The sequence below is a fragment of the Vibrio sp. Vb0349 genome (assembly GCF_033338975.1).
Window position 1 is genome coordinate 13,992 of the sequence record NZ_JAWOTS010000019.1, and the last position, 21,581, is coordinate 35,572.

26 protein-coding genes are annotated in these 21,581 nt (G+C 42.8%); 16 read left to right on the forward strand and 10 right to left on the reverse strand.

The features are described from left to right. Window positions 1-56: 56 nt before the first annotated feature. The 7 genes from radC (at window position 57) to R7Q47_RS17650 (ending at window position 4,606) form a co-directional block, all read left to right on the forward strand. The gene (gene radC / locus R7Q47_RS17620; RefSeq protein ID WP_025768320.1) at window positions 57-731 is read left to right on the forward strand and encodes a RadC family protein; all 675 of its coding nucleotides are present in this window, start codon (window positions 57-59) and stop codon (window positions 729-731) included. Between the two features lie 302 nt (window positions 732-1,033). Next, window positions 1,034-1,270, forward strand: a complete 237-nt coding sequence (gene rpmB, locus R7Q47_RS17625; RefSeq protein ID WP_005384783.1) for a 50S ribosomal protein L28 — start codon at window positions 1,034-1,036, stop codon at window positions 1,268-1,270. 13 nt (window positions 1,271-1,283) lie between these two features. Further along, window positions 1,284-1,454, forward strand: coding sequence for a 50S ribosomal protein L33 (rpmG, locus tag R7Q47_RS17630; protein WP_004410866.1), 171 nt, complete (start codon window positions 1,284-1,286; stop codon window positions 1,452-1,454). 272 nt (window positions 1,455-1,726) lie between these two features. Further along, window positions 1,727-2,203: a hypothetical protein gene (locus R7Q47_RS17635; RefSeq protein WP_025998646.1), complete on the forward strand. Its 477-nt coding sequence runs from the start codon at window positions 1,727-1,729 to the stop codon at window positions 2,201-2,203. 102 nt (window positions 2,204-2,305) lie between these two features. Next, window positions 2,306-3,115, forward strand: coding sequence for a bifunctional DNA-formamidopyrimidine glycosylase/DNA-(apurinic or apyrimidinic site) lyase (mutM, locus tag R7Q47_RS17640; RefSeq protein ID WP_239945670.1), 810 nt, complete (start codon window positions 2,306-2,308; stop codon window positions 3,113-3,115). Window positions 3,116-3,201: 86 nt separating this feature from the next. Beyond that, complete coding sequence (gene coaD / locus R7Q47_RS17645; protein WP_017820709.1) at window positions 3,202-3,684, forward strand: pantetheine-phosphate adenylyltransferase; 483 nt, start codon at window positions 3,202-3,204, stop codon at window positions 3,682-3,684. After that, on the forward strand, window positions 3,671-4,606 hold the full coding sequence (locus R7Q47_RS17650) for a glycosyl transferase family 90 (protein ID WP_047103787.1): 936 nt from the start codon (window positions 3,671-3,673) through the stop codon (window positions 4,604-4,606). Before coaD ends, R7Q47_RS17650 begins: the two co-directional genes overlap by 14 nt. 31 nt (window positions 4,607-4,637) lie before the next feature. Here the strand turns inward: R7Q47_RS17650 and R7Q47_RS17655 are convergent, their stop codons facing one another. Genes R7Q47_RS17655 through R7Q47_RS17665 form a run of 3 tightly spaced genes read right to left on the reverse strand, consistent with a single transcriptional unit; the run spans window position 4,638 to window position 7,281 of the window. Then, window positions 4,638-5,426 carry a glycosyltransferase family 2 protein gene (locus R7Q47_RS17655; protein ID WP_005379421.1) on the reverse strand — a complete coding sequence of 263 codons (789 nt, stop codon included), beginning with the start codon at window positions 5,424-5,426 and terminating at the stop codon, window positions 4,638-4,640. Further along, on the reverse strand, window positions 5,423-6,190 hold the full coding sequence (locus R7Q47_RS17660) for a glycosyltransferase family 2 protein (protein WP_047103887.1): 768 nt from the start codon (window positions 6,188-6,190) through the stop codon (window positions 5,423-5,425). Before R7Q47_RS17660 ends, R7Q47_RS17655 begins: the two co-directional genes overlap by 4 nt. Before the next feature lie 35 nt (window positions 6,191-6,225). After that, entirely contained in the window at window positions 6,226-7,281 is a 1,056-nt protein-coding gene (locus tag R7Q47_RS17665; protein WP_005384789.1) for a glycosyltransferase family 9 protein, read from the reverse strand. Window positions 7,282-7,388: 107 nt separating this feature from the next. Here R7Q47_RS17665 and R7Q47_RS17670 point away from each other — a divergent pair, with 107 nt between their 5' ends. The 9 genes from R7Q47_RS17670 to R7Q47_RS17710 all read left to right on the forward strand — a co-directional run bounded on the left by R7Q47_RS17670 (window position 7,389) and on the right by R7Q47_RS17710 (window position 14,416). Beyond that, entirely contained in the window at window positions 7,389-7,796 is a 408-nt protein-coding gene (locus R7Q47_RS17670) for a diacylglycerol kinase (RefSeq protein ID WP_005395798.1), read from the forward strand. Between the two features lie 11 nt (window positions 7,797-7,807). Beyond that, window positions 7,808-8,518 (forward strand): 3-deoxy-D-manno-octulosonic acid kinase, encoded by a 711-nt coding sequence (locus R7Q47_RS17675; protein ID WP_318089272.1) that lies wholly within the window; start codon window positions 7,808-7,810, stop codon window positions 8,516-8,518. 144 nt (window positions 8,519-8,662) lie between these two features. Next, window positions 8,663-9,727, forward strand: a complete 1,065-nt coding sequence (gene rfbB / locus R7Q47_RS17680; protein WP_318089273.1) for a dTDP-glucose 4,6-dehydratase — start codon at window positions 8,663-8,665, stop codon at window positions 9,725-9,727. After that, window positions 9,727-10,593 (forward strand): glucose-1-phosphate thymidylyltransferase RfbA, encoded by an 867-nt coding sequence (gene rfbA, locus R7Q47_RS17685; protein ID WP_005379428.1) that lies wholly within the window; start codon window positions 9,727-9,729, stop codon window positions 10,591-10,593. The genes rfbB and rfbA overlap by 1 nt, the downstream gene beginning before the upstream one ends. Beyond that, window positions 10,594-11,007, forward strand: a complete 414-nt coding sequence (locus R7Q47_RS17690; RefSeq protein ID WP_005489486.1) for a sugar 3,4-ketoisomerase — start codon at window positions 10,594-10,596, stop codon at window positions 11,005-11,007. Beyond that, on the forward strand, window positions 10,994-11,515 hold the full coding sequence (locus tag R7Q47_RS17695) for a GNAT family N-acetyltransferase (protein WP_017634982.1): 522 nt from the start codon (window positions 10,994-10,996) through the stop codon (window positions 11,513-11,515). The genes R7Q47_RS17690 and R7Q47_RS17695 overlap by 14 nt, the downstream gene beginning before the upstream one ends. After that, a complete protein-coding gene (locus R7Q47_RS17700; RefSeq protein ID WP_017634981.1) occupies window positions 11,515-12,624 on the forward strand; it encodes a DegT/DnrJ/EryC1/StrS family aminotransferase in 1,110 nt (369 codons plus the stop codon). Before R7Q47_RS17695 ends, R7Q47_RS17700 begins: the two co-directional genes overlap by 1 nt. Continuing rightward, window positions 12,624-13,556 carry a glycosyltransferase family 2 protein gene (locus R7Q47_RS17705; protein WP_017820715.1) on the forward strand — a complete coding sequence of 311 codons (933 nt, stop codon included), beginning with the start codon at window positions 12,624-12,626 and terminating at the stop codon, window positions 13,554-13,556. The genes R7Q47_RS17700 and R7Q47_RS17705 overlap by 1 nt, the downstream gene beginning before the upstream one ends. After that, a complete protein-coding gene (locus tag R7Q47_RS17710) occupies window positions 13,553-14,416 on the forward strand; it encodes a hypothetical protein (RefSeq protein ID WP_017820716.1) in 864 nt (287 codons plus the stop codon). The genes R7Q47_RS17705 and R7Q47_RS17710 overlap by 4 nt, the downstream gene beginning before the upstream one ends. A 48-nt stretch (window positions 14,417-14,464) precedes the next feature. Here the strand turns inward: R7Q47_RS17710 and R7Q47_RS17715 are convergent, their stop codons facing one another. The 7 genes from R7Q47_RS17715 to lpxM form a co-directional block, all read right to left on the reverse strand. After that, the gene (locus R7Q47_RS17715) at window positions 14,465-15,145 is read right to left on the reverse strand and encodes a cytidylyltransferase domain-containing protein (RefSeq protein ID WP_017634976.1); all 681 of its coding nucleotides are present in this window, start codon (window positions 15,143-15,145) and stop codon (window positions 14,465-14,467) included. A gap of 2 nt (window positions 15,146-15,147) precedes the next feature. Beyond that, complete coding sequence (locus R7Q47_RS17720) at window positions 15,148-15,783, reverse strand: HAD family hydrolase (RefSeq protein ID WP_054701124.1); 636 nt, start codon at window positions 15,781-15,783, stop codon at window positions 15,148-15,150. Next, entirely contained in the window at window positions 15,767-17,377 is a 1,611-nt protein-coding gene (locus R7Q47_RS17725; RefSeq protein ID WP_053303379.1) for an aldolase catalytic domain-containing protein, read from the reverse strand. Before R7Q47_RS17725 ends, R7Q47_RS17720 begins: the two co-directional genes overlap by 17 nt. Window positions 17,378-17,480: 103 nt before the next feature. Further along, window positions 17,481-18,755 carry a lipid IV(A) 3-deoxy-D-manno-octulosonic acid transferase gene (gene waaA / locus R7Q47_RS17730; RefSeq protein ID WP_213874587.1) on the reverse strand — a complete coding sequence of 425 codons (1,275 nt, stop codon included), beginning with the start codon at window positions 18,753-18,755 and terminating at the stop codon, window positions 17,481-17,483. Further along, window positions 18,749-19,804 (reverse strand): lipopolysaccharide heptosyltransferase II, encoded by a 1,056-nt coding sequence (waaF, locus tag R7Q47_RS17735; protein WP_213874586.1) that lies wholly within the window; start codon window positions 19,802-19,804, stop codon window positions 18,749-18,751. The genes waaA and waaF overlap by 7 nt, the downstream gene beginning before the upstream one ends. Continuing rightward, window positions 19,801-20,523, reverse strand: a complete 723-nt coding sequence (locus tag R7Q47_RS17740; protein WP_213874585.1) for a glycosyltransferase family 25 protein — start codon at window positions 20,521-20,523, stop codon at window positions 19,801-19,803. The genes waaF and R7Q47_RS17740 overlap by 4 nt, the downstream gene beginning before the upstream one ends. Continuing rightward, window positions 20,520-21,506, reverse strand: a complete 987-nt coding sequence (gene lpxM, locus R7Q47_RS17745) for a lauroyl-Kdo(2)-lipid IV(A) myristoyltransferase (RefSeq protein WP_017634970.1) — start codon at window positions 21,504-21,506, stop codon at window positions 20,520-20,522. Before lpxM ends, R7Q47_RS17740 begins: the two co-directional genes overlap by 4 nt. Window positions 21,507-21,581 lie beyond the last annotated feature (75 nt).

The window sequence follows — 21,581 nt, forward strand, 5'->3', positions numbered from 1 at the left end:
GACTTTCGCTTTTTGTTTTGTGGAATAGGGACACTTTCCATATAAAGAGACATCAGATGATACTGAAAGCTTTGCCAAATGAGTCCATGCCCAGAGAGAAGCTACTGCAACGAGGGCCGCAAGCTTTGACCGATGCCGAACTGCTGGCCATCTTCTTGCGCACAGGCACCCGCGGAATGAACGTGATTGAGCTTGCAGACTTCCTTATTCAAGACTTTGGTTCGCTCAGACAACTATTTTCAGCATCAGAAGAAGAGTTTTGTCGTCACAAAGGATTAGGGCAAGCCAAGTATGTTCAGTTGCAAGCGGTACTAGAAATGACACAACGTTACTTGGCGGAGACGCTAAAGCGTGGTGATGCCTTAACCAGCCCCGACCAAACTAAGTTATATCTGTCTTCTATTTTAAGGGATCGGCAAAGAGAGGCTTTTTATATTCTTTTTCTCGATAACCAGCACCGAGTGATAAAAGATGAAATTTTATTTGAAGGAACGTTGGATGCAGCGTCGGTGTATCCGAGAGAAGTTGTTAAGCGTGCTCTGCATCATAACGCGGCGGCTTTGATTTTGGCGCACAATCACCCTTCAGGCGTTGCTGAGCCGAGCCAAGCTGACAGAAGGATTACAAGGCGTCTCACCGACGCATTAGCATTGGTGGATATTCGTATTTTGGACCATTTCGTCATCGGAGATGGGGAAAGTGTCTCTTTTGCTGAAAGAGGCTGGATATAACTGTGCGTTTTTTAGGTTGTTAGTTGCTAAAAATCTGCTATCATCCACGCCACTAAATTTTTAACTGAATTCAGCTTGGACTGCTAAAAAAATCTGCTGTCTAAAAAAAGATCACGAAAACCTGTAAAAAGGATCTGTTCGGGTCTTGAGCAATGCATATCAAGTTAGTATAATGCGCGACCTTTGATAGCCTTGTATGGATTTTCCATAGCGGTTCTTAACCTCTAACTTCTTTTCGAGAGATAGAGAGGTTCGGCCACCAAGGTTGATATCGAGCTGAAACGATTTTGGAGAAGACATTCATGTCACGAGTATGCCAAGTAACTGGTAAGCGTCCAGTAACGGGTAACAACCGTTCACACGCACGAAATGCTACTAAGCGTCGTTTTCTGCCGAACCTACAAACTCATCGTTTCTGGGTAGAGAGCGAAAAACGTTTTGTTAAACTACGTCTATCTGCTAAAGGTATGCGCATCATCGACAAGAAAGGTATTGATACTGTTCTTGCAGACATGCGTGCACGTGGCGAAAACGTTTAAGAGGAAATAAGCAATGGCAAAGAAAGGCGTTCGTGAGAAAATCCGTCTAGTATCTTCTGCAGGTACAGGCCACTTCTACACAACTGATAAGAACAAGCGTAACATGCCAGGCAAATTTGAGATCAAAAAGTTTGATCCAGTAGTTCGCCAGCACGTTATGTACAAAGAAGCAAAAATCAAATAATTGGTTTCAGTCTCTTTGATGAATTGAAAAACCCAACTTTCGAGTTGGGTTTTTTATTACGTGAATAAAAGTGCTGAAGAAAAGGTTCAGTACGTCATCGGGTTATAAGGCACTGCTGAAGTTATTCTACTGGTCCGACTCTATACTCGAATTTTTGATTGATCGCCTCTGCCGCTTAGTCACCACTCCCTACACACTTGCACACCGTTGTTCTAGTCAAGCTCAATACTCTTTGGTAATTTACTCATAACGATAAGAGAGTAGAGATGGTTATGCGTGTGAGTCCGGCTCGTCGCCGCCGATGGAACAATATTCTTATTCTGGGCATTATTGCATTTATAGTGATCTTAAATGCGCCAATGTGGATCAAAACTTACCTATTAACAGATCAAGCAGACCCTTACCCAAATGTACTTCGCTCCGACTATACGGTGGAGTCTTTGTACTATAGTGGCTGGGAGTTCGAGCTGCATGATGGACGGTGGCAATCCAACATCAAAGTTGATGCACCGATCAGTGAACTTGTATCACGCTGGCAATCATTGGAAGGGACCGAGCTTACCTCAGAACAGTACGATCATTTAAAACCTAACCTGGCGGTACCTGAAACGGTAGAAGTTTGGTATCAGGATCTCGAAGAGCCGCAGCGGGTGACTTTCTTTCGTTTACCTGATTTTTGGCTATTTAAAACCTGGCAAGACAAATGGGTCGCTATCTCCGTCGATGAAAACTACCTTATGCCAGAGTAGAGTCTTTTTGCGCCTATACCCCTAATAAGCTTCCCTATTTATCGTTTTTCTTTTCGATTATGCTAGCAGCGAGAACTATTAGCCGGTGAATTGGAGAATCTAATGCCTGAGTTGCCAGAAGTTGAAGTCAGCCGTATGGGGATTAGCCCCCACATGGTTGGACAAACGATCCAGTCGTTTACTTTTCGAACGCCTAAATTGCGCTGGGATATTCCTACAGAGCTTAAAAAATTGGAAGGGCAGGTGATCCGTGCGATTAGCCGTCGCGCGAAATACTTACTGATCGAGACAAACACAGGTACAGCCATTGTTCACTTGGGCATGTCGGGGTCTTTACGTGTCCTAGATGCCGACTTTCCGCCAGCAAAGCACGATCATGTGGATCTCAAACTAAGCAGTGGAAAAATACTGCGTTATAACGATCCGCGTCGTTTTGGGGCATGGCTGTGGTGTGCTCCTGACGAGTCACATGCTGTACTAGCAAACATGGGGCCTGAGCCTTTAACTGAAGAGTTCAATGCGGAATATGTAGCGGAGAAAGCTAAAAATAAGCGTGTCGCCGTCAAGCAGTTCATCATGGACAACAAAGTCGTGGTTGGTGTCGGGAACATCTACGCGAATGAGTCGTTGTTTAAATCTCGAATTCACCCTTCAAGGCCTGCAGGTAAGCTAACTTCTCAAGAGTGGGGGTTACTTGTTGAAAATATCAAAATGACACTTGAGATTGCCATTACGCAAGGTGGGACTACGCTGAAAGACTTTGCGCAAGCCGATGGAAAGCCGGGTTACTTTGCACAAGAGTTATTGGTTTACGGAAAAGCCGGAGAGCCATGCCCAGAATGCGGCGAACGACTTCAAGAGCTAAAAATAGGGCAGCGTAATACCTTCTTTTGTGGTGAGTGTCAGAAGTAAGACGAGCTAATATCGAGCTTAAGTTGTTGTAATCTTGCGCTAGAGCCTCAATAATTCAATCAGTTTCGAATAACTTAGTAAATTATATGAAAGTCATTTATCCGGGCACTTTTGATCCAGTGACTAATGGTCACCTCAATCTAATAGAACGTACTCACGAAATGTTTGATGAGGTTGTGATTGGCGTAGCCGCAAGCCCATCGAAGAACACTATGTTTTCATTGGAAGAGCGCGTTGCACTGATGCAGGACGTTGTAGCGCATTTACCTGGTGTGACGGTAAAGGGGTTCTCCGGGTTATTAGTGGATTTCGCGAGAAATGAGAAAGCTAAGGTTCTTATTCGTGGTTTACGAACAACGGTAGACTTTGAATACGAGTTTGGACTGACCAACATGTACCGAAAGCTATTACCAGGAATTGAGAGCGTATTTTTAACTCCTGAAGAAGAGTTTGCGTTTTTATCGTCGACTATCGTGAGAGAAGTCGCGATTCATGGCGGAAGTATCGAACAATTCGTTCCCAAGCCAGTAGCCATCGCGATTGGGGAAAAACTGAATGAAAGACAGTAAGTTCCCTTATTATTTCTCAAACGCTCTCTCGATACTTATCCCTCGCTTTGTATATCGAGCACAAGCCAAGCGTTTACTTTCGAATCTGACTGAGGCAGAGCAGCACCGCTGTCTTGAGCGGGTGAACTATTACAATAAGTGTGAAATGCCGTTTTCAGTCGATAGCCGAGAACAAAGTTACGCGACCATCGATACATTCAAAAAAACGAAAGGCTGGACGTATTTTTTCGATCTTCGCCAAGTTGTACGCTATTTCCCTTCCAGTTTTGCGTTTAACTACATCAACGGCGATGTTACACACATCCCCAATGTACCGAGCTTTATAAAAAGCCGCCCTATTTTTGGTAACAACCAAAATTCAGTGGTGTTGAAACTTAATCAAGTTCGTCATTTTAAATTTATTGATGATCCTGTTCGCTATCAAGATAAAAAGGACATGGTAGCGTGGCGCGGCGTGGGTTTTCAGCCGCATCGTAAAAAGGTAATTCATGCGTTTTATAACCATCCGCAATGCAATATTGGCCAGACCCGCCCGGTAGAAGGGAAACCATGGGAAAAGGGCTTTATGAGTATTGAAGAGCAACTGCAGTATAAGTTTTTGCTCTGTATAGAAGGCAATGATGTGGCCACCAACCTTAAGTGGGCTATGTCGTCTAACTCCTTGGTTATTATGTCAAAGCCAAAATATGAGACTTGGTTTATGGAAGGTAAGTTAGAGGCAGGCGTCCACTATGTTGAAGTGAAGGATGACTATTCGGATTTACCCGAAAAGATGGATTATTACCTAGCGAATGAGCAAGAAGCATTAGCGATCATTGAAAATGCGCACCAGTGGGTTGAGCAGTTCAAAGATAAACGTAAAGAGCGTTTGATCTCATTGATGGTTGCCGATAAGTACTTCGCTTTATCTCAGCAACAATAAAAAAGGGGCGAAACGCCCCTTTTTTATAATCTTAAGCTTCTAGAAATTGATCAACACCATTCTCACAGCGTTTAAGCTTGTTTTTAATGGTGTTCTCTAAAATCTCGTCATTTTGTCCGAGTGACGCACGAGAGTTTTCTACGTGGTACAAGTGGTAGCCTACACCTGCGAATTTTAGGTAAAGACGTGACTTACCCGCATTCAACATGCGATGAACAAACTCGCTGTCTTCGCGTCCCCATCCAACAAAATCTTGGTTGAAGCCATTCACCTCGATGACATCTTGTCGCCAAAACGCCATGTTGCAGCCGCGAGTGGCTTTATCGTTATTACGCTCGTAAGAGAACCATTTCGATAGCAAGGCGTTGGTGATGCAGTTTTTACGATTGCGAATGCCTTTGCTGAAAATGGAAGGCACTAAGCCGTTTTCCATGATGGCCTTGCTGCAGCTTTCATCCGTTAACACACGTCCACCCTGCACAAACCAATTTGGTTTTGCGACTTGCTTATGTGATTCAATAAACGTTTGGGACAGCACCATGTCGCCATCAATCATGATGAGGTAGTCACCTGATGCTTTGGCGATCGCACGGTTGCGGCTCATTGAAAGCTGAAAGCCATTATCCTCGTGCCAACTATGAATCAGTGGAACCGGAAAACCTTCACGCATTTGGTCAACCATTGCTTTGGTGTCTTCTCGAGAGCCATCATCTGCAACAATGACTTCGTCAGGCAAAACGGTTTGACGTTTCACGCTTTCTAACACCGCTTTTAATGCTTCTTTCCAGTTGTAAGTGGTGATAATTAAAGTCGTTTTCATGATTTTCTTGCCTGTTCACGTAAGTAGAGATCGATGTATTTTACAAAAGTAGAGTGCATGCTTAGCCAAGCTAGAATGAAGCCATGTTTGCCATCAAGGAAACCTCGTTTGAGCACATACATCTTCAAAAAGCTCGCAAGAGCGTGAACGATAGCGGTCGTTAACCCCGCTTTCTTTTTACCTTCCCGTTCATCTGTCCAGGCCTTGAGGTAGCCAGTGGTTTTATTGATGTAATGATGCAGGTGCTCGTAAGTGTAGTGATGCAGTCGACCATCCAGTTTTTCAGTTTGATAGTTTTTCTCATCAACTTTTTCATGAACGAGCGAATCATTATATTGTGTATATTCGGTGCGATATAAGCGCACAATCCAGTCTGGAGACCAACCAGAATGGTAGATGAACTTACCAAACGCTGAGCTTAGTCGATTAAGTTTGTATAAAACGTTCGGCTTATTGGCTGATACCGCGTGTAAGATACTTTCTTTTAGCTCTGGAGTGACTTGTTCGTCCGCATCAAGCCACAAAACGTAGTCTGCCGTAACGTATTGCTGCGCCAGTTGGCGCTGTTTACCGAATCCTGGCCAATCTAGATTGGTGTAAAACTTATCTGTGTATTGTCGGGCGATTTCTTCGGTGCGATCGGTGCTGCCCGAGTCTAGAAGGACAATCTCATCGACCCAATCTTTTACTGTGTCTAGACAAGCTTGTAAGTGCTTCTCTTCATTTTTTACAATTAAGGCAACGGCTAAGGTTGGTTTGGACAAGGTCATTTCCTTCTTAACAAATCAAGACAGTAAGTTTACTGGTATTGAGGATACAAATCTTCTAAGACTTGATCGAACATGCTCATTACTTGAGTGCTGGTAATGCGGTTCATTGCCGTTTCATCTTTAGCGCGAGTTCGCCAGCTTAACTCGTGACTGTTTTTACCTGTTTCCGCAAAGATCGTTTCTTCATACACTGAGACAACGTATTTTAGGTAGCGGTAAGGTCCCACTCGCAGCGGATTATGGTGTGCATAGAGCCCGATGATTGGCGTTTTCATGGCATTCGCCATGTGTGCTGGTCCGGTATCGGGGGCGATGACCATTTCAACCTTATCTATTAACGCAAGCATTTGCAGAATTGAACTTTGTCCAACTAAATTTAGACACGGTTCTTCCAAGCGAGATTGAATGGCTTCTGCCAGATCCAATTCTACCTGAGCAGGGCTGCCTGCCAGAATCACGTTCCAGCCTTTTGCTCTGGCGTGATGAATCACATCCACATAACCTTCCGCGTTCCAGTTTTTATAAGCTTTGCTCGCACCAGGCACAATCAGCAGGTTAGGTTTACTACGAGAAATATGAGACTCTGCCCAAGCTTGGTCGTGGTCTGAATAAGAAAGTACCCAGTCTAGTCCTGCCTTTGGTACCCCAATTTGATGGGCAAAGGCCATTAAGCCATCTGCGACATGCAGAGATTGCGGGGAAGGCACTTTGACATTGGTAAATAGTGTTTGAAAGTCCTGGCTTCTATCAGAAGAGAAACCAAGTTTGTATTTTGCTTTAATGCCCAACGTTGCGACACTCGCTCGAATCGCGTACTGCATATGCAATAGCGCATCAAACTCTCTGCCTTTCAGCTGTCGCCAAAGTGATTTGTAGCCATCAAGTCCCGCTTTTTTATCAAAAACAATCACTTCTACACCATCGATGGCGGCTAATAACTGGGCTTCAAGTTTACCCGTTATCCAGGTAATCTGGGTCGAAGGCCAGTGTTTCTGAATAGCTTGAATGGTGGCGATAGTATTGCAAACGTCTCCGATAGCGGACAAGCGCAAGACGCATAGTGACGATGGGGCAGAAGTGAACATAATTATTGTCTGATTCGATGAATAGAGGCAGGTAAATTATGCAGACATCCCCAATAAATGTAAAATACACGGCTCGAATATAGCTAAGTACTGATAAGTGTTCTGCAATGTCAAAGACAACACCACATCAATCGCAAGAATCTGGCAAGCCGGGTAACACCGGGCTAAAGCGTATCGTTAAAGCGACGGGTTATTCGATCCAAGGATTAAAAGCGGCTTTTAAGCATGAAGCTGCCATTCGACAAGAGTTGGCTCTGTTGAGTATCGCCGTGATTTTGGCTTGGCTAGTGGATGTCGGCATGGTTGAGCGTATCTTAATGATCGGGGTCGTGGTATTAGTCTTGATTGTAGAGCTTGTAAACTCAGCGATTGAGGCAGTGGTTGATCGTATCGGTATTGAACGGCATGAACTCAGTGGTCGAGCTAAAGATATAGGCTCTGCTGCCGTTATGGTTGCTTTGGCGTTTGCTGCATTTACTTGGTTGTATATATTAGCCAGCCGGTATTTAGGCTAGAGGGTGAGCGTATGATTCAACAGTATAAAAACAACAACCAAGTGATCTGGTTTGATGACGAGATCATTACAGACCCTAGCCAACCGATATTTTATGAGGAATACTGGCAGTCCTCCGACAAGGTGGTTGGCAGTGCGATGGGGCGAGGCACGACATGGTTTATCCAACTAGAGAACATGCAAGCGGCACTACGTCATTACCGTCGTGGCGGTTTGTTTGGGAAGTTAGTTAACGATCATTATTGGTTCTCTGGCTGGGATAACACCCGTTGTGCGCAAGAGTTTCAGCTTTTGTTGGCGCTAATTGAGGCTGGGGTGCACGTTCCTCGTCCTATTGCAGCAAGAGCCGTAAAGTCAGGACTCTTCTATCAAGCTGATTTATTAAGTGAGCGAATCCCAAACGCCAGAGATCTGGTTAGTATCTTGCAAGAACAGTCTTTATCGGTAGAAATGTATCAGAAAATAGGGCAAGAAATTGCCAAGATGCATCAGGTTGGCGTTAACCATACCGATTTGAATATCCACAATATCTTGATCGACGACAAAGATAAGGTATGGATTATCGATTTTGATAAGTGTCGTTTTGAAACTTCTGGTGACTGGAAGCATCAAAATCTAAATAGACTTTTGCGTTCATTTAATAAAGAGCGTTTAAAGCGACAGATTATTTGGCAAGAATCCGATTTTGAACATTTTCAGGACGGTTATGCTTCTCAATCTTAATTGAGTTTTTTATCATTTTATATTAATTGCTCTAAGTAAGCCTTCTTGAGTCTAACGATGCTCGAGTGAGTCTATAAACTACAATAATCATAAAGTATTCATGTGTATCTGATGGCACAAAAATTAACGTAGGTAACATTTGTAATGAAAATATTAGTAACCGGTGGAGCAGGCTTCATTGGCTCAGCTGTTGTCCGACATATCATTCGTGACACCCAAGATACCGTCATCAATTTAGATAAACTGACCTACGCAGGGAATCTAGAATCACTGGTTGATGTCTCAGAGAGTGAACGTTACTACTTCGAGCAAGTGGATATCTGTGACCGAGCTGAACTAGATCGCGTGTTTTCAGAGCATCAACCCGATAAGGTGATGCATTTGGCGGCTGAGTCTCATGTCGATCGCTCTATTGATGGTCCTGCTGCTTTTATTGAGACCAACGTGATGGGCACTTACCATTTGCTTGAAGCGGCTCGTCAATATTGGTCGGGCTTAGATGAAGCGCGCCAATCGGCATTCCGTTTTCATCATATTTCTACGGATGAAGTGTATGGTGATTTAGAGGGAACGGATGATTTGTTCACCGAAACCACTTCATACGCGCCGAGCAGCCCATATTCTGCATCTAAAGCTTCGAGCGATCACCTGGTTCGCGCTTGGCAACGTACTTATGGCTTACCAACACTTATCACTAATTGCTCCAACAACTATGGCCCGTACCACTTCCCAGAGAAGTTGATCCCTCTGATGATTTTAAATGCCCTCGATGGCAAGCCGTTGCCTGTGTATGGTGATGGTATGCAGATCCGAGATTGGCTGTTTGTGGAAGACCATGCTCGCGCGCTGTACAAAGTGGTCAACGAAGGTGAAGTCGGTGAAACCTACAACATTGGTGGCCATAACGAAAAAGCCAACATCGAAGTGGTGAAAACCATTTGTGCTTTGCTTGAAGAGCTGCGACCAAACAAACCTGCAGGTGTTGAGTCTTATGAATCTTTGATCACGTATGTGAAAGATCGCCCCGGTCATGATGTGCGCTACGCAATTGATGCGACCAAGATTGCTCAAGAGCTTAACTGGACGCCAGAAGAAACCTTTGAAAGCGGCATTCGTAAAACCGTGGAATGGTACCTCAATAATCCGCAATGGTGGCAACGCGTGCTTGATGGTTCATACAGTTTAGAGCGATTAGGAGCGGGCGAATAATGAAAGGCATTATTTTAGCAGGTGGCTCGGGCACTCGCCTTTACCCTATTACACGCGGTGTTTCTAAGCAGTTACTGCCGGTTTATGACAAACCAATGATTTACTACCCGTTGTCAGTACTCATGCTTGCGGGCATTCGTGAAATCTTGATCATCACCACGCCAGAAGACCAGGAGGGTTTTCAGCGTCTATTAGGTGATGGCTCAGAGTTTGGCATTGAGTTGCAATACGCGATTCAGCCAAGCCCAGATGGCTTAGCTCAAGCCTTCATCATTGGTGAAGAATTCATTGGCGATGACTCAGTATGTTTGGTGCTGGGTGACAACATCTTTTATGGGCAAGGGTTCACTCCGAAGTTGCAGCAAGCCGCTGCTTTAACGGAAGGTGCGACGGTCTTTGGCTATAAAGTGAAAGATCCTGAGCGCTTTGGTGTGGTGGAATTTGATGAAGAGATGCGAGCGCTATCGATTGAAGAGAAGCCATTCAAGCCAAAATCCAATTACGCCGTGACCGGACTGTATTTCTACGATAACCGCGTCGTGGACATTGCCAAAACTATTCAACCGTCTCATCGTGGCGAGTTAGAAATTACGAGTATTAACCAAGCTTACTTAGAGCAAGGGAAATTGACGGTTGACGTGCTAGGGCGCGGCTTTGCGTGGTTAGACACGGGGACACATGGCAGCTTGCTTGAAGCTGCTCACTTTGTCGAAACGATCGAGAAACGACAAGGTTATAAAGTGGCTTGCTTAGAAGAGATTGCTTATCGCCGAGGGTGGTTAACGCGAGAGCACATTCAAGCCGCAGGAAAAGCCTTATCTAAAAACGATTATGGCCGCTATCTTCTTGAGTTATTGGAAGAATAAATGTCAAATATACCGCTAATATCTTTTCAGAAAATGGGTGATGAGCGAGGTTCACTAATCTCGTTAGAGCAACACAAAAACATTCCGTTTGATATCAAACGTATTTACTACATCTTTGATACACAAAGCGGTTTAGCTAGGGGCTTTCATGCACACTACGACTTAGAGCAAGTCGCTATCTGTATGAAAGGTAGCGTGACTTTCGTCATTGATGATGGCACCACGAAAGAGAAAGTGACGCTTTCATCTCCCGATGTAGGACTGCATATCAAAGGCTTAAAATGGCGTGAGATGCACGACTTTTCTGAAGATTGTGTGCTAATGGTTGTCGCTAGTGAATTGTATGATGAAGCCGATTACATACGCGATTATGCTGAATTTTTGAATGTGGTAAACAAACATGCTGAAAAGTAAGACAATACAACTTCGCCTTGTTCAAGAAGATGATGCAGAGTTTATAACTCAGCTTCGAGGTGATGAAAAATACAATACACACTTGTCCAAATGCGATACAAGTGTTGAAGCACAAAGATTATGGATAAGAGCGTATAAAGAGGACGAGCAACAAAAGAAGCAGTTTTACTTCATTATAGAGAGGCTAGATGGAACCAAATGCGGAACAGTTAGACTTTACGACTTTAAAGGTGTTTCTTTTTGTTGGGGAAGTTGGATCCTGAATCATGAAAAAACACGTTACGCTGCCCTCGAAAGTGCTCTTTTAGTTTATCAATTTGGCTTTGATGTGTTGGGTTTTAAAAAATGCCACTTCGATGTTCGCAAAGATAACCATGCGGTAAACAAATTCCATGAAAAGTTCGGTGCTCGACTCGTTGGCGATACAGACTTGGATTATCTTTATGAAATATACCCGTCAGATATTGAGCCAATGAAATTGAAGTGTGAAAAAATCCTAGGTAGATAATGAACGTTAATTTTTTAGAGCTAAAGCGCTTAAATGCCGAGTACGAAGACGAATTGAAACAAGCCTGTGCACGCGTGATTGAATCTGGCTGGTATATCCTTGGCAAGGAAACGGAACAGTTTGAACAAGCATTTGCTGACTACTGTGGTGTTAAACACTGTATAGGCGTTGCGAATGGCTTAGATGCTTTAACACTGACGTTAAAGGCTTGGCGAGAGCTAGGAAAAATCAACAAAGGTGATGAAGTTATCGTACCGGGTAATACCTATATCGCATCGGTATTGGCGGTCACCGAAGCGGACTTGGTTCCGGTGTTTGTGGAGCCGGATGAGCAGACGCACAATATCAGTCCTGAAGCGATTGAAGCGGCGATTACAGAAAAGACGAAAGTCATTTTGCCGGTGCACCTGTACGGCCAGTTGGCCGATATGCCAGCGATTATGGCGTTGGCAACAAAACACAATCTTCTCGTGTTGGAAGACAGCGCCCAGTCTCATGGTGCGACACTTGATGGTAAGAAGTCTGGAGCATGGGGTGACGCCTCAGGCTTTAGCTTCTATCCGGGTAAAAACCTAGGTGCATTGGGTGATGGTGGCGCTATTACGACCAACGATGAAGAGCTTGCCGAAACCTTGCGTGCCCTTCGAAACTACGGTTCACATGTTAAATACCAGAATCTTTATCAAGGATTGAACAGTCGTTTGGATGAAATTCAGTCGGCGATGTTGTCAGTGAAACTGAACTACCTTCCAGCGCAGACGAAAGCGCGTCAGGAGTTGGCGGCATTTTACTTACGCGAAATCAACAACCCGAATATTATCTTGCCGGAAGTGACAGAGCCTGAGGCACATGTATGGCATTTGTTTGTGGTGCGAACTTCACACCGAGATGCATTGGTTAAGCATTTATCAGAGCATGGTATTCAAACACAAGTACATTACCCGATAGCGCCGCATAAACAGCAGGCTTATAAAGAGTTTGGTCATCTGTCATTAGCGTTGACTGAGCAGTTACAAAATGAGGTGCTGTCATTGCCAATGTCGTCCTACTTGAGTGAAGACGAGAGTCAAGAAGTAGTCGATGCAATCAACTCTTTTAAGGTTGAGTAATGACACAAGAGCATGTGCAAGTATTAGAAGACGTGGTTTATGTCTTCTTTTGTTATAAACAATCTCGTTATCTTGAGAAAACATTGCCAGCGGCATTGAACCAGACCGTGTGGCCAAGCCAATTATTGATCTTGGATGACTGTTCACCTGATGATAGTCATAAAATAATTCTATCGCTTTTAGAGTTTGCGCCTAAAGGATTAAATATTGAATATCGCCACAATAAGCAAAATGTTGGTTTAGTTAGCCAAATCAACTCCTTGCGGGGGCAATACCAAAATAAGCTTATTATTGTACAAGCTGGCGATGATATAGCGATGCCGAGCCGAGTTGAGGAAACTTATGAAGCCTGGTTGAAAAATGGCAAACCAAGCTTAATTATTGGTGGTTACGACAAAATTTCTGAGCAAGGCGATGTTATTGAGTCATTTGAATCGATTAAGCAAAATAAAAAGCCGTACACACTCGAAAATATTATTAATAGAAAGTGTGCAGTAGATGGTTGTTGCGCCGCTTTTACCTCTGATGTACTGAACGAGTTTGCTCCTTACAACAAAGACATCATCAATGAAGATCGCATCAATGTCCTTCGAGCCTTTTTGTTAAATGGTATTCATCATGAAAACAAAAAATGGATCCAATATCGATTGGGTGGCATATCAACGTTCGCAAAAGAAACACGTGAAGAAAGGTATGACAACACAGTAATTAATGCTCAGCGTGAACTGCAAGATCTTAAAATGAACTTGCGAGATGCAGAGAGTAAAAACGCCACTAAAGTTGTGAGTGCGATTAAAAAGCGTATGTGTACCGCTGAGTTTATGGCATCACTTTCACAATCAAAGTCTGCTTTGTACAGCGAAGCGATTTGTTATTTTGTTAAAACGCTGGATTATCGAACGGTTTTAAAAGTTTTGCGTAGGTTAAGATGAATAAAATTAAAAATATAAAGCAATCGATAAGTATGAAGAGGCATTTTTCTTCAACTTTCCGTTCATTCAAAAAGCGAAGCGATAAAAGCACTGATTCACCTAAAGACTTTTATCGTACACATGAGAAATGTACGGTTTTAGGTAATGGACCATCCTTAAAGTCAGATATTAATAGTATTGGTACAGATAGTGATGTGATTGCTGTTAATCATTTCTCAGAGTCTGAGCATTTTACGGCGTTGAAACCTAATAAATATATTTTAATTGATAGCTATTTCTGGGATGAAACCACCCATAGCTCTCTGGTGGAAAAAAGAGATAAATTGTTTAAAGATCTAAATGAACTTGTGTCTTGGGAAATGCAATTGATTATTCCTGACTTTGCTGACAGAGAGTTCATTCAAGGCAATATCAAAAACAGCAACATAGCGATAAAAGTGCTGCGAGCAATTCCTAGTAATGTAACTAATATTAAATATGGCCCAATGGCACTATCTTCTGGTATCGTCGCACCTCCAGCTGTCAATGTGCTTATCTTTGCTGTGTATGTAGCAATTCTATGTGAATATGATTCAGTGGAAATATTTGGAGCGGATATGAGCTTCCATAATGATGTCCATGTTGATCAAGAGAGCAACCAGCTTTATATGGTCTACAAGCATTTCTATGGAAAAGAAGAGAAGTTGCCGCTCCTAGAAAATCCTCAAAAGGTCAAACCTTTTAATATGACGGACTTGATGCGATTAACTTTCTTGACGTTTTATGCACATCAACTGTTAAATAAATGGGCCGATCTCAAAGGGGTAAAAATCGTGAATAGGTCTAGTTTCTCTATGATCGATGCTTATCCTAGACGATGAAATGACAGGTAAATAGACGCTACAATTGTAATGTCTATTTACCGATGATCATTTATTTTTCTGTAACCACATAGATTCAGCGAAAGTAAAGTCCTCTGGCCAATCTATATCAATTGAGCTCTCTGCATCCTGTATGTACATCGAAGGCTTTAGTCCAATTCGATCATTTAGCTTTTTGTAGTTTTCTACACTATTTAAAAAGACTGAGCTATCGATTTCATAAAGAGGTTCAATTGTCTGAGTTCTAGGCCATTTTTCTATATTACGATCGTAGCTAATTGGCTTATCTTTATTCCAAATAAACCCACGTAGTTCTTTGACCGTCATTAATGAATCATAACCTTCCGTGAGTGCTTGATTATACTGTTTGATAATAGCGCTATAACCTGACTCGTCTAAGAATGGTGAGGTTACATGAGTCCAAAGTACGTGACCCGTAGTAATAATCGAAGGAACATATCTAATAAGATCATCAGTGCTTGTTGAACTTGCCCCTAGGTGCTCTGGGCGTTCATCTATTCGTATGCGAGAATCTTTATATGTTGAAGCAAAATCCAGTACAAAGTCATCGTTTGAAGATACGACTATCGAATCTAGGTCAGTTATATTGATTAACTGATCCAGTTTGATTTTTAGTAACCCACCTTTTACACCTGCAAAGTCTTTGGTATTTTTGTTTGGGATACGTTCACTGCCTTTCCGGCATGGTAGAAAAACATGGACACTCATGCTTACCAACTCCTTAGAATATTGAAACCTTCACTTTTTGATAAGCTTTCAAGCTCTTCTTTTACATTTGAAAAAGGAAGATAGCCAAGAAAATCAATATTATTCTCTTTGGCTGCGTGAAAGTCTGATAATGCGTCACCGATCATTAGAGCCGCGCCTGAAGACTCCTTTAGGATGGTTGCAACGTTATCTGCTTTCGCGGTAGGTGATCCTAGAATTAACGTAAAATATTGCGCCAGCTCTCTTTTAACAAATACTTCTCGTAATTCGTCTTGAGCAGATCCACTCGCTACATAGAGTTTGGCTGGGCAATCTGTAATTGCTGCAATAAAATTAGGCGTCAGTTGAGCTTCCATGTATAGCTCTTCACACTGCTTTGAGTAGCAGTTTAGTATACGTTCGTACAATGCTTCATCTGCATTTGTGATGAAATGTTCAACAAAGTAACTCACATGATGAAAACGCGATTTGCCAAAATTAGCTTTAAAATAAGTGCAACACTTATCTATTTCGAGCTCTGATACTTGAGCCATGCGTAAAGCATTACGCATGGCATCAATTTTGAGGTTATTTGAGTCTAGGATCACGCCATCGCAGTCAAAAATAACAGTATCATAGCCATTAAATAGCGGGTGCATAAATAGACCCTGCTTTTACTGGATAAGTGGTTGGGGTTAACGCTTGAATTGATGTACTTCCAAACTGCTGACTAACCATGCTAAAGATCTCATTCATTTCCATTTGGCGTCGGTCAGTCACATCATAACCATCAAAACCAACGAGAGATATCTTCTGCGCTTGACCTATAAAAGCGATACATAACGCATATGCAGCGGTATTATCATACGGTAGTGTACAGTAGTTTTTATGGGCGGTGAGAGTATCCTTCTCTATGGTGCTACTGTAATCAATCATAGAAATATTACTAAATTTACTTAGCTCGTCTTCGTCAAAGCGGTTCTTTGGCAAAAATACGGGTTTGGCTACCTCTGAGTAATGGCTGCTTTCTGACAAGTATTTAGAGTTATGAGATACAGCAAAGTAATCGAAAAGCTCAGTGTCAATCTCATGCTTTGTATTGATGCCAATTACGATAGGCTTTCGAGTTTTAATGTATGTTTCGATCGCGACTCTATGTGTTGCCGTATTGGGCGTATTAGTGACCAGTAAGACTTCTTTTCCTGAAAAGATACCTGATAGATCTGATTGGCTTTCAGTCGGTTGGCTTATTTTCCCTACAGTAAGCGCTTCTTCTAAGACATCACCATTATAGCTTGTTGTACCTTCTAGCTTTTTTAAATGCTCGATAGCACCAACAATTTCTTCTGTTCCGTAATTAGGATTTGAAAGCATATTCTGGATGTAAGTTGGGTGAATATCGTTTTTGGCCCCCAAGTAATATAGAAGGCTTGAGCCCCAACCGTATCTTCTTTGCATTGGCTCAAAATGGCGAATAACTAGTTCATATATTGCTGTTGGCAAGTATTTATCTAGTCCATCAAGTTCGGCGAGCAGGTTTTCGGTCTGGGCATTCCCAGCGCCTCGTCCCATTCCGGTAACGGTCACATCCAACCATGTAACACCATTCGAACGAGCAGTCATCGTATTGGACATTGCTTGACCCATGTTGTTATGGGTGTGGATACCAATGTCGCCATCCCAGTTTTGCTTTACAATTTCGGCAATGCGAGTGACTTCTGCACCATCCATATTTCCGAGAGAGTCAGCAAAATAGATAACATCAGGGGTTGCTTTTGCTACCGCCTGTACCTTTTCCGCAATAACTTGGGATGGTTTTCCGCCCGCTTGCATCAGATTTAGGCCAACGATATACCCCATTTCTTTGAAAGCTTTAATCATGCTTTCACACTGCTCTGCTTCATTGAAATGTGCCGCGATACGAACGAGATCAACTTTACTTTCTTGTGCTGGTACAAAAAGATCATTGATGGCAGCTTCAACAGGCTTACCCGCATCTAGCAAAGTTTTTGCATCAACCATTACGCCATATGTCGGACCTTTCGGTAGGTGTAGCGTGTTTAGAAACTCTTCAGTCGTATAAGCAAATGGACCACTGTAAACAGATTTAGGATAATTACGAAGCCCTAATTCAACATAATCAATTTTAGCTTTTGCAACTGCAGTGAGGTAAGCGTCAACGACTTCTGGTGAAAAGTCCCAGTGATTATAGTAGCCACCATCGCGAAGAGTACAGTCTAAAATTTTTTGCATAATGGATATTCTTTTTAAGTTAAACAGGTAATGTGCTTAGTACAGTAAAACATACAAGCTTAATAGTAAAAGTGAGGTATTTATCAAACTAATTATTAAGTTATTACTTATCACTTTGTGGGAGTAAGCTCATTGTTCGGTTTAGAGCGCCTTGATTGGATGAGGCCCATTTATTAGCATGCAAAGCTCGGAGTAAATATTTATCTTGTTGAGAAATGATCTCTGTAGTCCTTAGGGCAAGGGTCGTTGAGTCTGGCACAATTAAGATACCATCCACAGCTAGTAAGTTTTCAACAATCTCCTTAAAGTTGAAATAGCTAGGGCCAGTGATTATGACTTTTTCTAACATGGCAGGCTCTAGCACATTGTGCCCACCAACCTTATCTCCAATTAGGCTACCGCCCATAAAGCAGATGTCTGCTGCACCCATCAACGTTAGCATCTCACCCATTGTATCGCCGAGATATACTTGAGTATTTGTCTCTACTGCATGCGTTGAAGTACGACGCACAGTGTTAAAGCCTTGCTGTTGGCAAAGCGTGAATACATCATCAAATCGTTCCGGATGGCGAGGAACCAAAATAAGTAATGCATTTGGATGAGATTTTAAAACTTGTCTATGTGCATCTAATACCTGTTCGTCCTCGCCTTTGTGGGTGCTAGCTGCAATCCAAATTGGACGATCCTTTCCAAGCTGGGCTCGAAGCTGCTGTCCTTGCTGTTTCACTTGCTCTGATATTTGAATATCGAACTTAATCGAGCCGGTAACGGATAGTTTATTTTTCTCAACGCCTAAGCGTTCGAAGCGCTCTGCATCTGAATCCGTTTGGCAGAGTACTTGAGTTAGGCATGGATGAAGCTGGTTAAAAAGCCGCTGTATTTTGGCGTAGTTCTGACACGATTTTTCAGATAGGCGCGCATTCACGACAGTTATAGGGATACCCGCTTTGTAAACATGGTGAAGCGTGTTTGGCCACAGCTCAGTCTCAATGATCAACATTTGTTTTGGTTGTACTGATTTAAGAAAACCTTTGATAGCAAAACCAAAGTCAATTGGCATATAGCGGTGTTCAATTAAATCACCCAACTTAGCAATCTGTTCAGCTCCGGTACTTGTTGTTGTAGTAACTAGAATAGATTGTTCGGGGTTTTGTTCCTTAAGGGCTTTAATTAAAGGTGTTGCTGCTATGCTTTCACCAACAGATACGGCATGTATCCAAATAGGTTTGTCGTTGCTTTTTAGCTTGGGAGTTATGCCGAAGTGCTCTTTCCAGCGAGAGCCGAACTTAGGCTTATTTGGTTTGCTTTTGTACAAACCAAATAAAAGCAGCGGTGACGCGAGAGCGAGCAGTAAGGTATAAACAATACGAACTAACATGAGCTTATCGTAATGGCGTCAAGTTTTTGGATGCTATCTAGCACTTGCTTAGGCGAAAGTTCTGTCAAGCACTTAAGGTGTTTGTATTGACATTCACGCTGGAAACAAGGGCGACAATCAATATCGGTATGAACAATCTCCACTTTTTCTGCGAGTGGGGGGGTGTACTTCGGTGATGTTGAACCATATACGGCAACAACATTACAACCAACTGCAGCCGCCACATGCATTAAGCCGGAGTCATTCGCGACAACAGTCTTACATGCAGCAAGTAGGTCGACCGCTTCAATTAAGCTGGTTTGGCCTGCTAGAACATGAATGTGCTCATGGAATTGCGTCGGAACAAGTGCGCGGATATTGTTACAAGTCTCTAAGTCTTTTTGAGAACCAAACAACCAGATTTGATGCCCAGATCGAGCCATTTGCGTCGCAACTTCAGCGTAGTGTGTTTCGGGCCATTTTTTTGCGGGACCAAACTCTGCTCCTGGGCACAGTCCAATAATTGTTTGGTCTTGGGCTAAGTTGAACTTTTTGATCGTGGCTAGTTGCTCAGCCGCGTTGATTGCAAGGCGTGGGCGGGGCAAGGTTTCAAGCCCGCCAAGGGAGTTGGAGTCCACCATCTCTGCTTTTGGATAAGCTAATGCTACATAGCGTTCTACCATGTATTGAAAAGACTTCATGTTGGGGCGTAAGTCATTCAATAAACCATAGCGCATTTCTCCCTTCCAGCCAGTACGAAGAGGAATGTTGGCAAACCATGGGATCAGTGCTGATTTCGCTGATTTAGGCAAGATATAGGCGTGGTCATATTGCTTTTCACGTAATGATTTACCAATTTCCCTGCGGCCTAATAAGTTAAATTCACCATGACCGATAGGCATTTCAATCGCTTGGTGGATTTCTGGCATACGCTCAAGAATCGGTTTACACCATCCTGGAGCGATAACGTCAATTTGGCTATCTGGATGACGTTGCTTTAATACGATATATAACGATTGCGACATTACCATATCGCCGACCCATGCAGGGCCAATGACTAAAATCTTCATGCTTTGTTTTTCCAGTATAGGAATTTCAAAATTGACTCATAAGTTCTAAAAAGTTCAGCGTATATTTTATTCGCAAGAGTCATTTTGGATTTATCTTTTCTTTTACCACCAATCGTCGAAGCAATCTCTGCTCTAGTAAAAAGATCTGGAGACACGCTGTAAACTTGAACACCATGTCTCCATGGTTTTTCCATGTAGTCATCGACTGGTTCAATAAACTTTTGAGCATGCATAACAAACTTTGAGGCTGCTTTAGGTGTGACGATATAAGCGGTGGTACCACAAGTGCCTGCTGAGTATCCCCCTAGCATATGATTATCATCAATAGGTACGATTGGGGTGAATACACGCTTCTGAGTGGCAGACAACTTGATGTAGTCATAATTAGAAGTCAATGGAAGGGTATGTTCGAGTGCTTGCTTCAGCCCTTCTACGGGGTCGACGTTGTCTTCTAAGATGACGATCGGTTCATCAAGCTCAACACAGCGAACCCACAACTCGTAATGGCTTGCAAAACAGGCGACTTCACTGGTTTTTAATTGATACCCTTTGCGGCGTAGAGTAATGGTAGGACGACTTTTTTCTGAATGAAGAAAACGGTCAACAGAGCCATCTATTGCATCAAAAAATTCAAACGTAATGCCTTGTTGTTTTAACTTTTCTTCAATACGTTCTCGGCGATCTAGCGATCGAGCCAAGCTTACGACAAATACTTTCACTGCACTTTCCAGTCGCTGTTATATCTTGGTTTAAACAAATTGTAATAGTTATTGCCGTCTTCTTGAGAGTGCAGCAACTGTAGTACCCACATATATTGTTCGGGTTTATCACCGACAAAATATTCAATGGCTTCATTACAGGTACGAGCGTCTTGCTCTTCGCCTTTATCCAGCTCAAACGCTGGTAAAATCTCAATATCAAACGTACCATCTTCAGTGTTCATCGACGCAAATAGAGGCAGTACTTTTGAGCGTGATAGTTTCGCAATTTTGCCTAAACCAGGTAGCGTTGCTTTACGTGTTGCAAAAAAATCCACAAACACACTATGCTCTGGGCCGTGATCTTGATCGGGTAGGTAATACCCGACATAGCCATCTCGAATGGATTTCAGGAAAGGCTTAATGCCACCTGAGCGTTCATAAACACGGCCACCGTATTGGACTCTTTGCTTGTGCATTAGCCAGTCAGCAACATCATTCTTTTGTTTCTTCGCCATTGCAGAAACTGGCATTCCCATTGACGCGAGCAAGATAGCAGGCACATCAATTGCCCAAGAGTGGGGAACCATTAAAATCACATTTTCGTTGTTATCAATGTGCTGTCGTAAAATGTCTAGGCCGCGAATTTGGCAACGGTTCTGAAGCCATTTTGGTGAGCGTAAACTTAGTAACCCGAAGCGAAAAAAGAACATGGCTGCTGTGTAGAGTGTTTTTTCTATCAAAGCTTCACGTTCTTGGAACGACTTTTCCGGAAAACACAGCTCAAAGTTAACCCTCGCTCGGTGAGCTGGCCCCTTGTGGGATTTCGACAGTTTTTTGGCTATGGTTTTCGCCAACCACTTTTGTAAACCCAGTGGCATTAATGATAAAGGTAAAAATAAGATAACACCTAACCACGTGCCCCAGTACTTAGGCGACAGAAAGTGGCGCTTAAACTCAGGGTTATATGCTTTAGGGTCGAAGTCATCACGTTTTATGGTCATGGCGTGTCTAGTTACCTATTCGTGTACGGGCGAAGTGGTTTAAATGAGAAAAAAGATAGTTAGGAATGATACAGG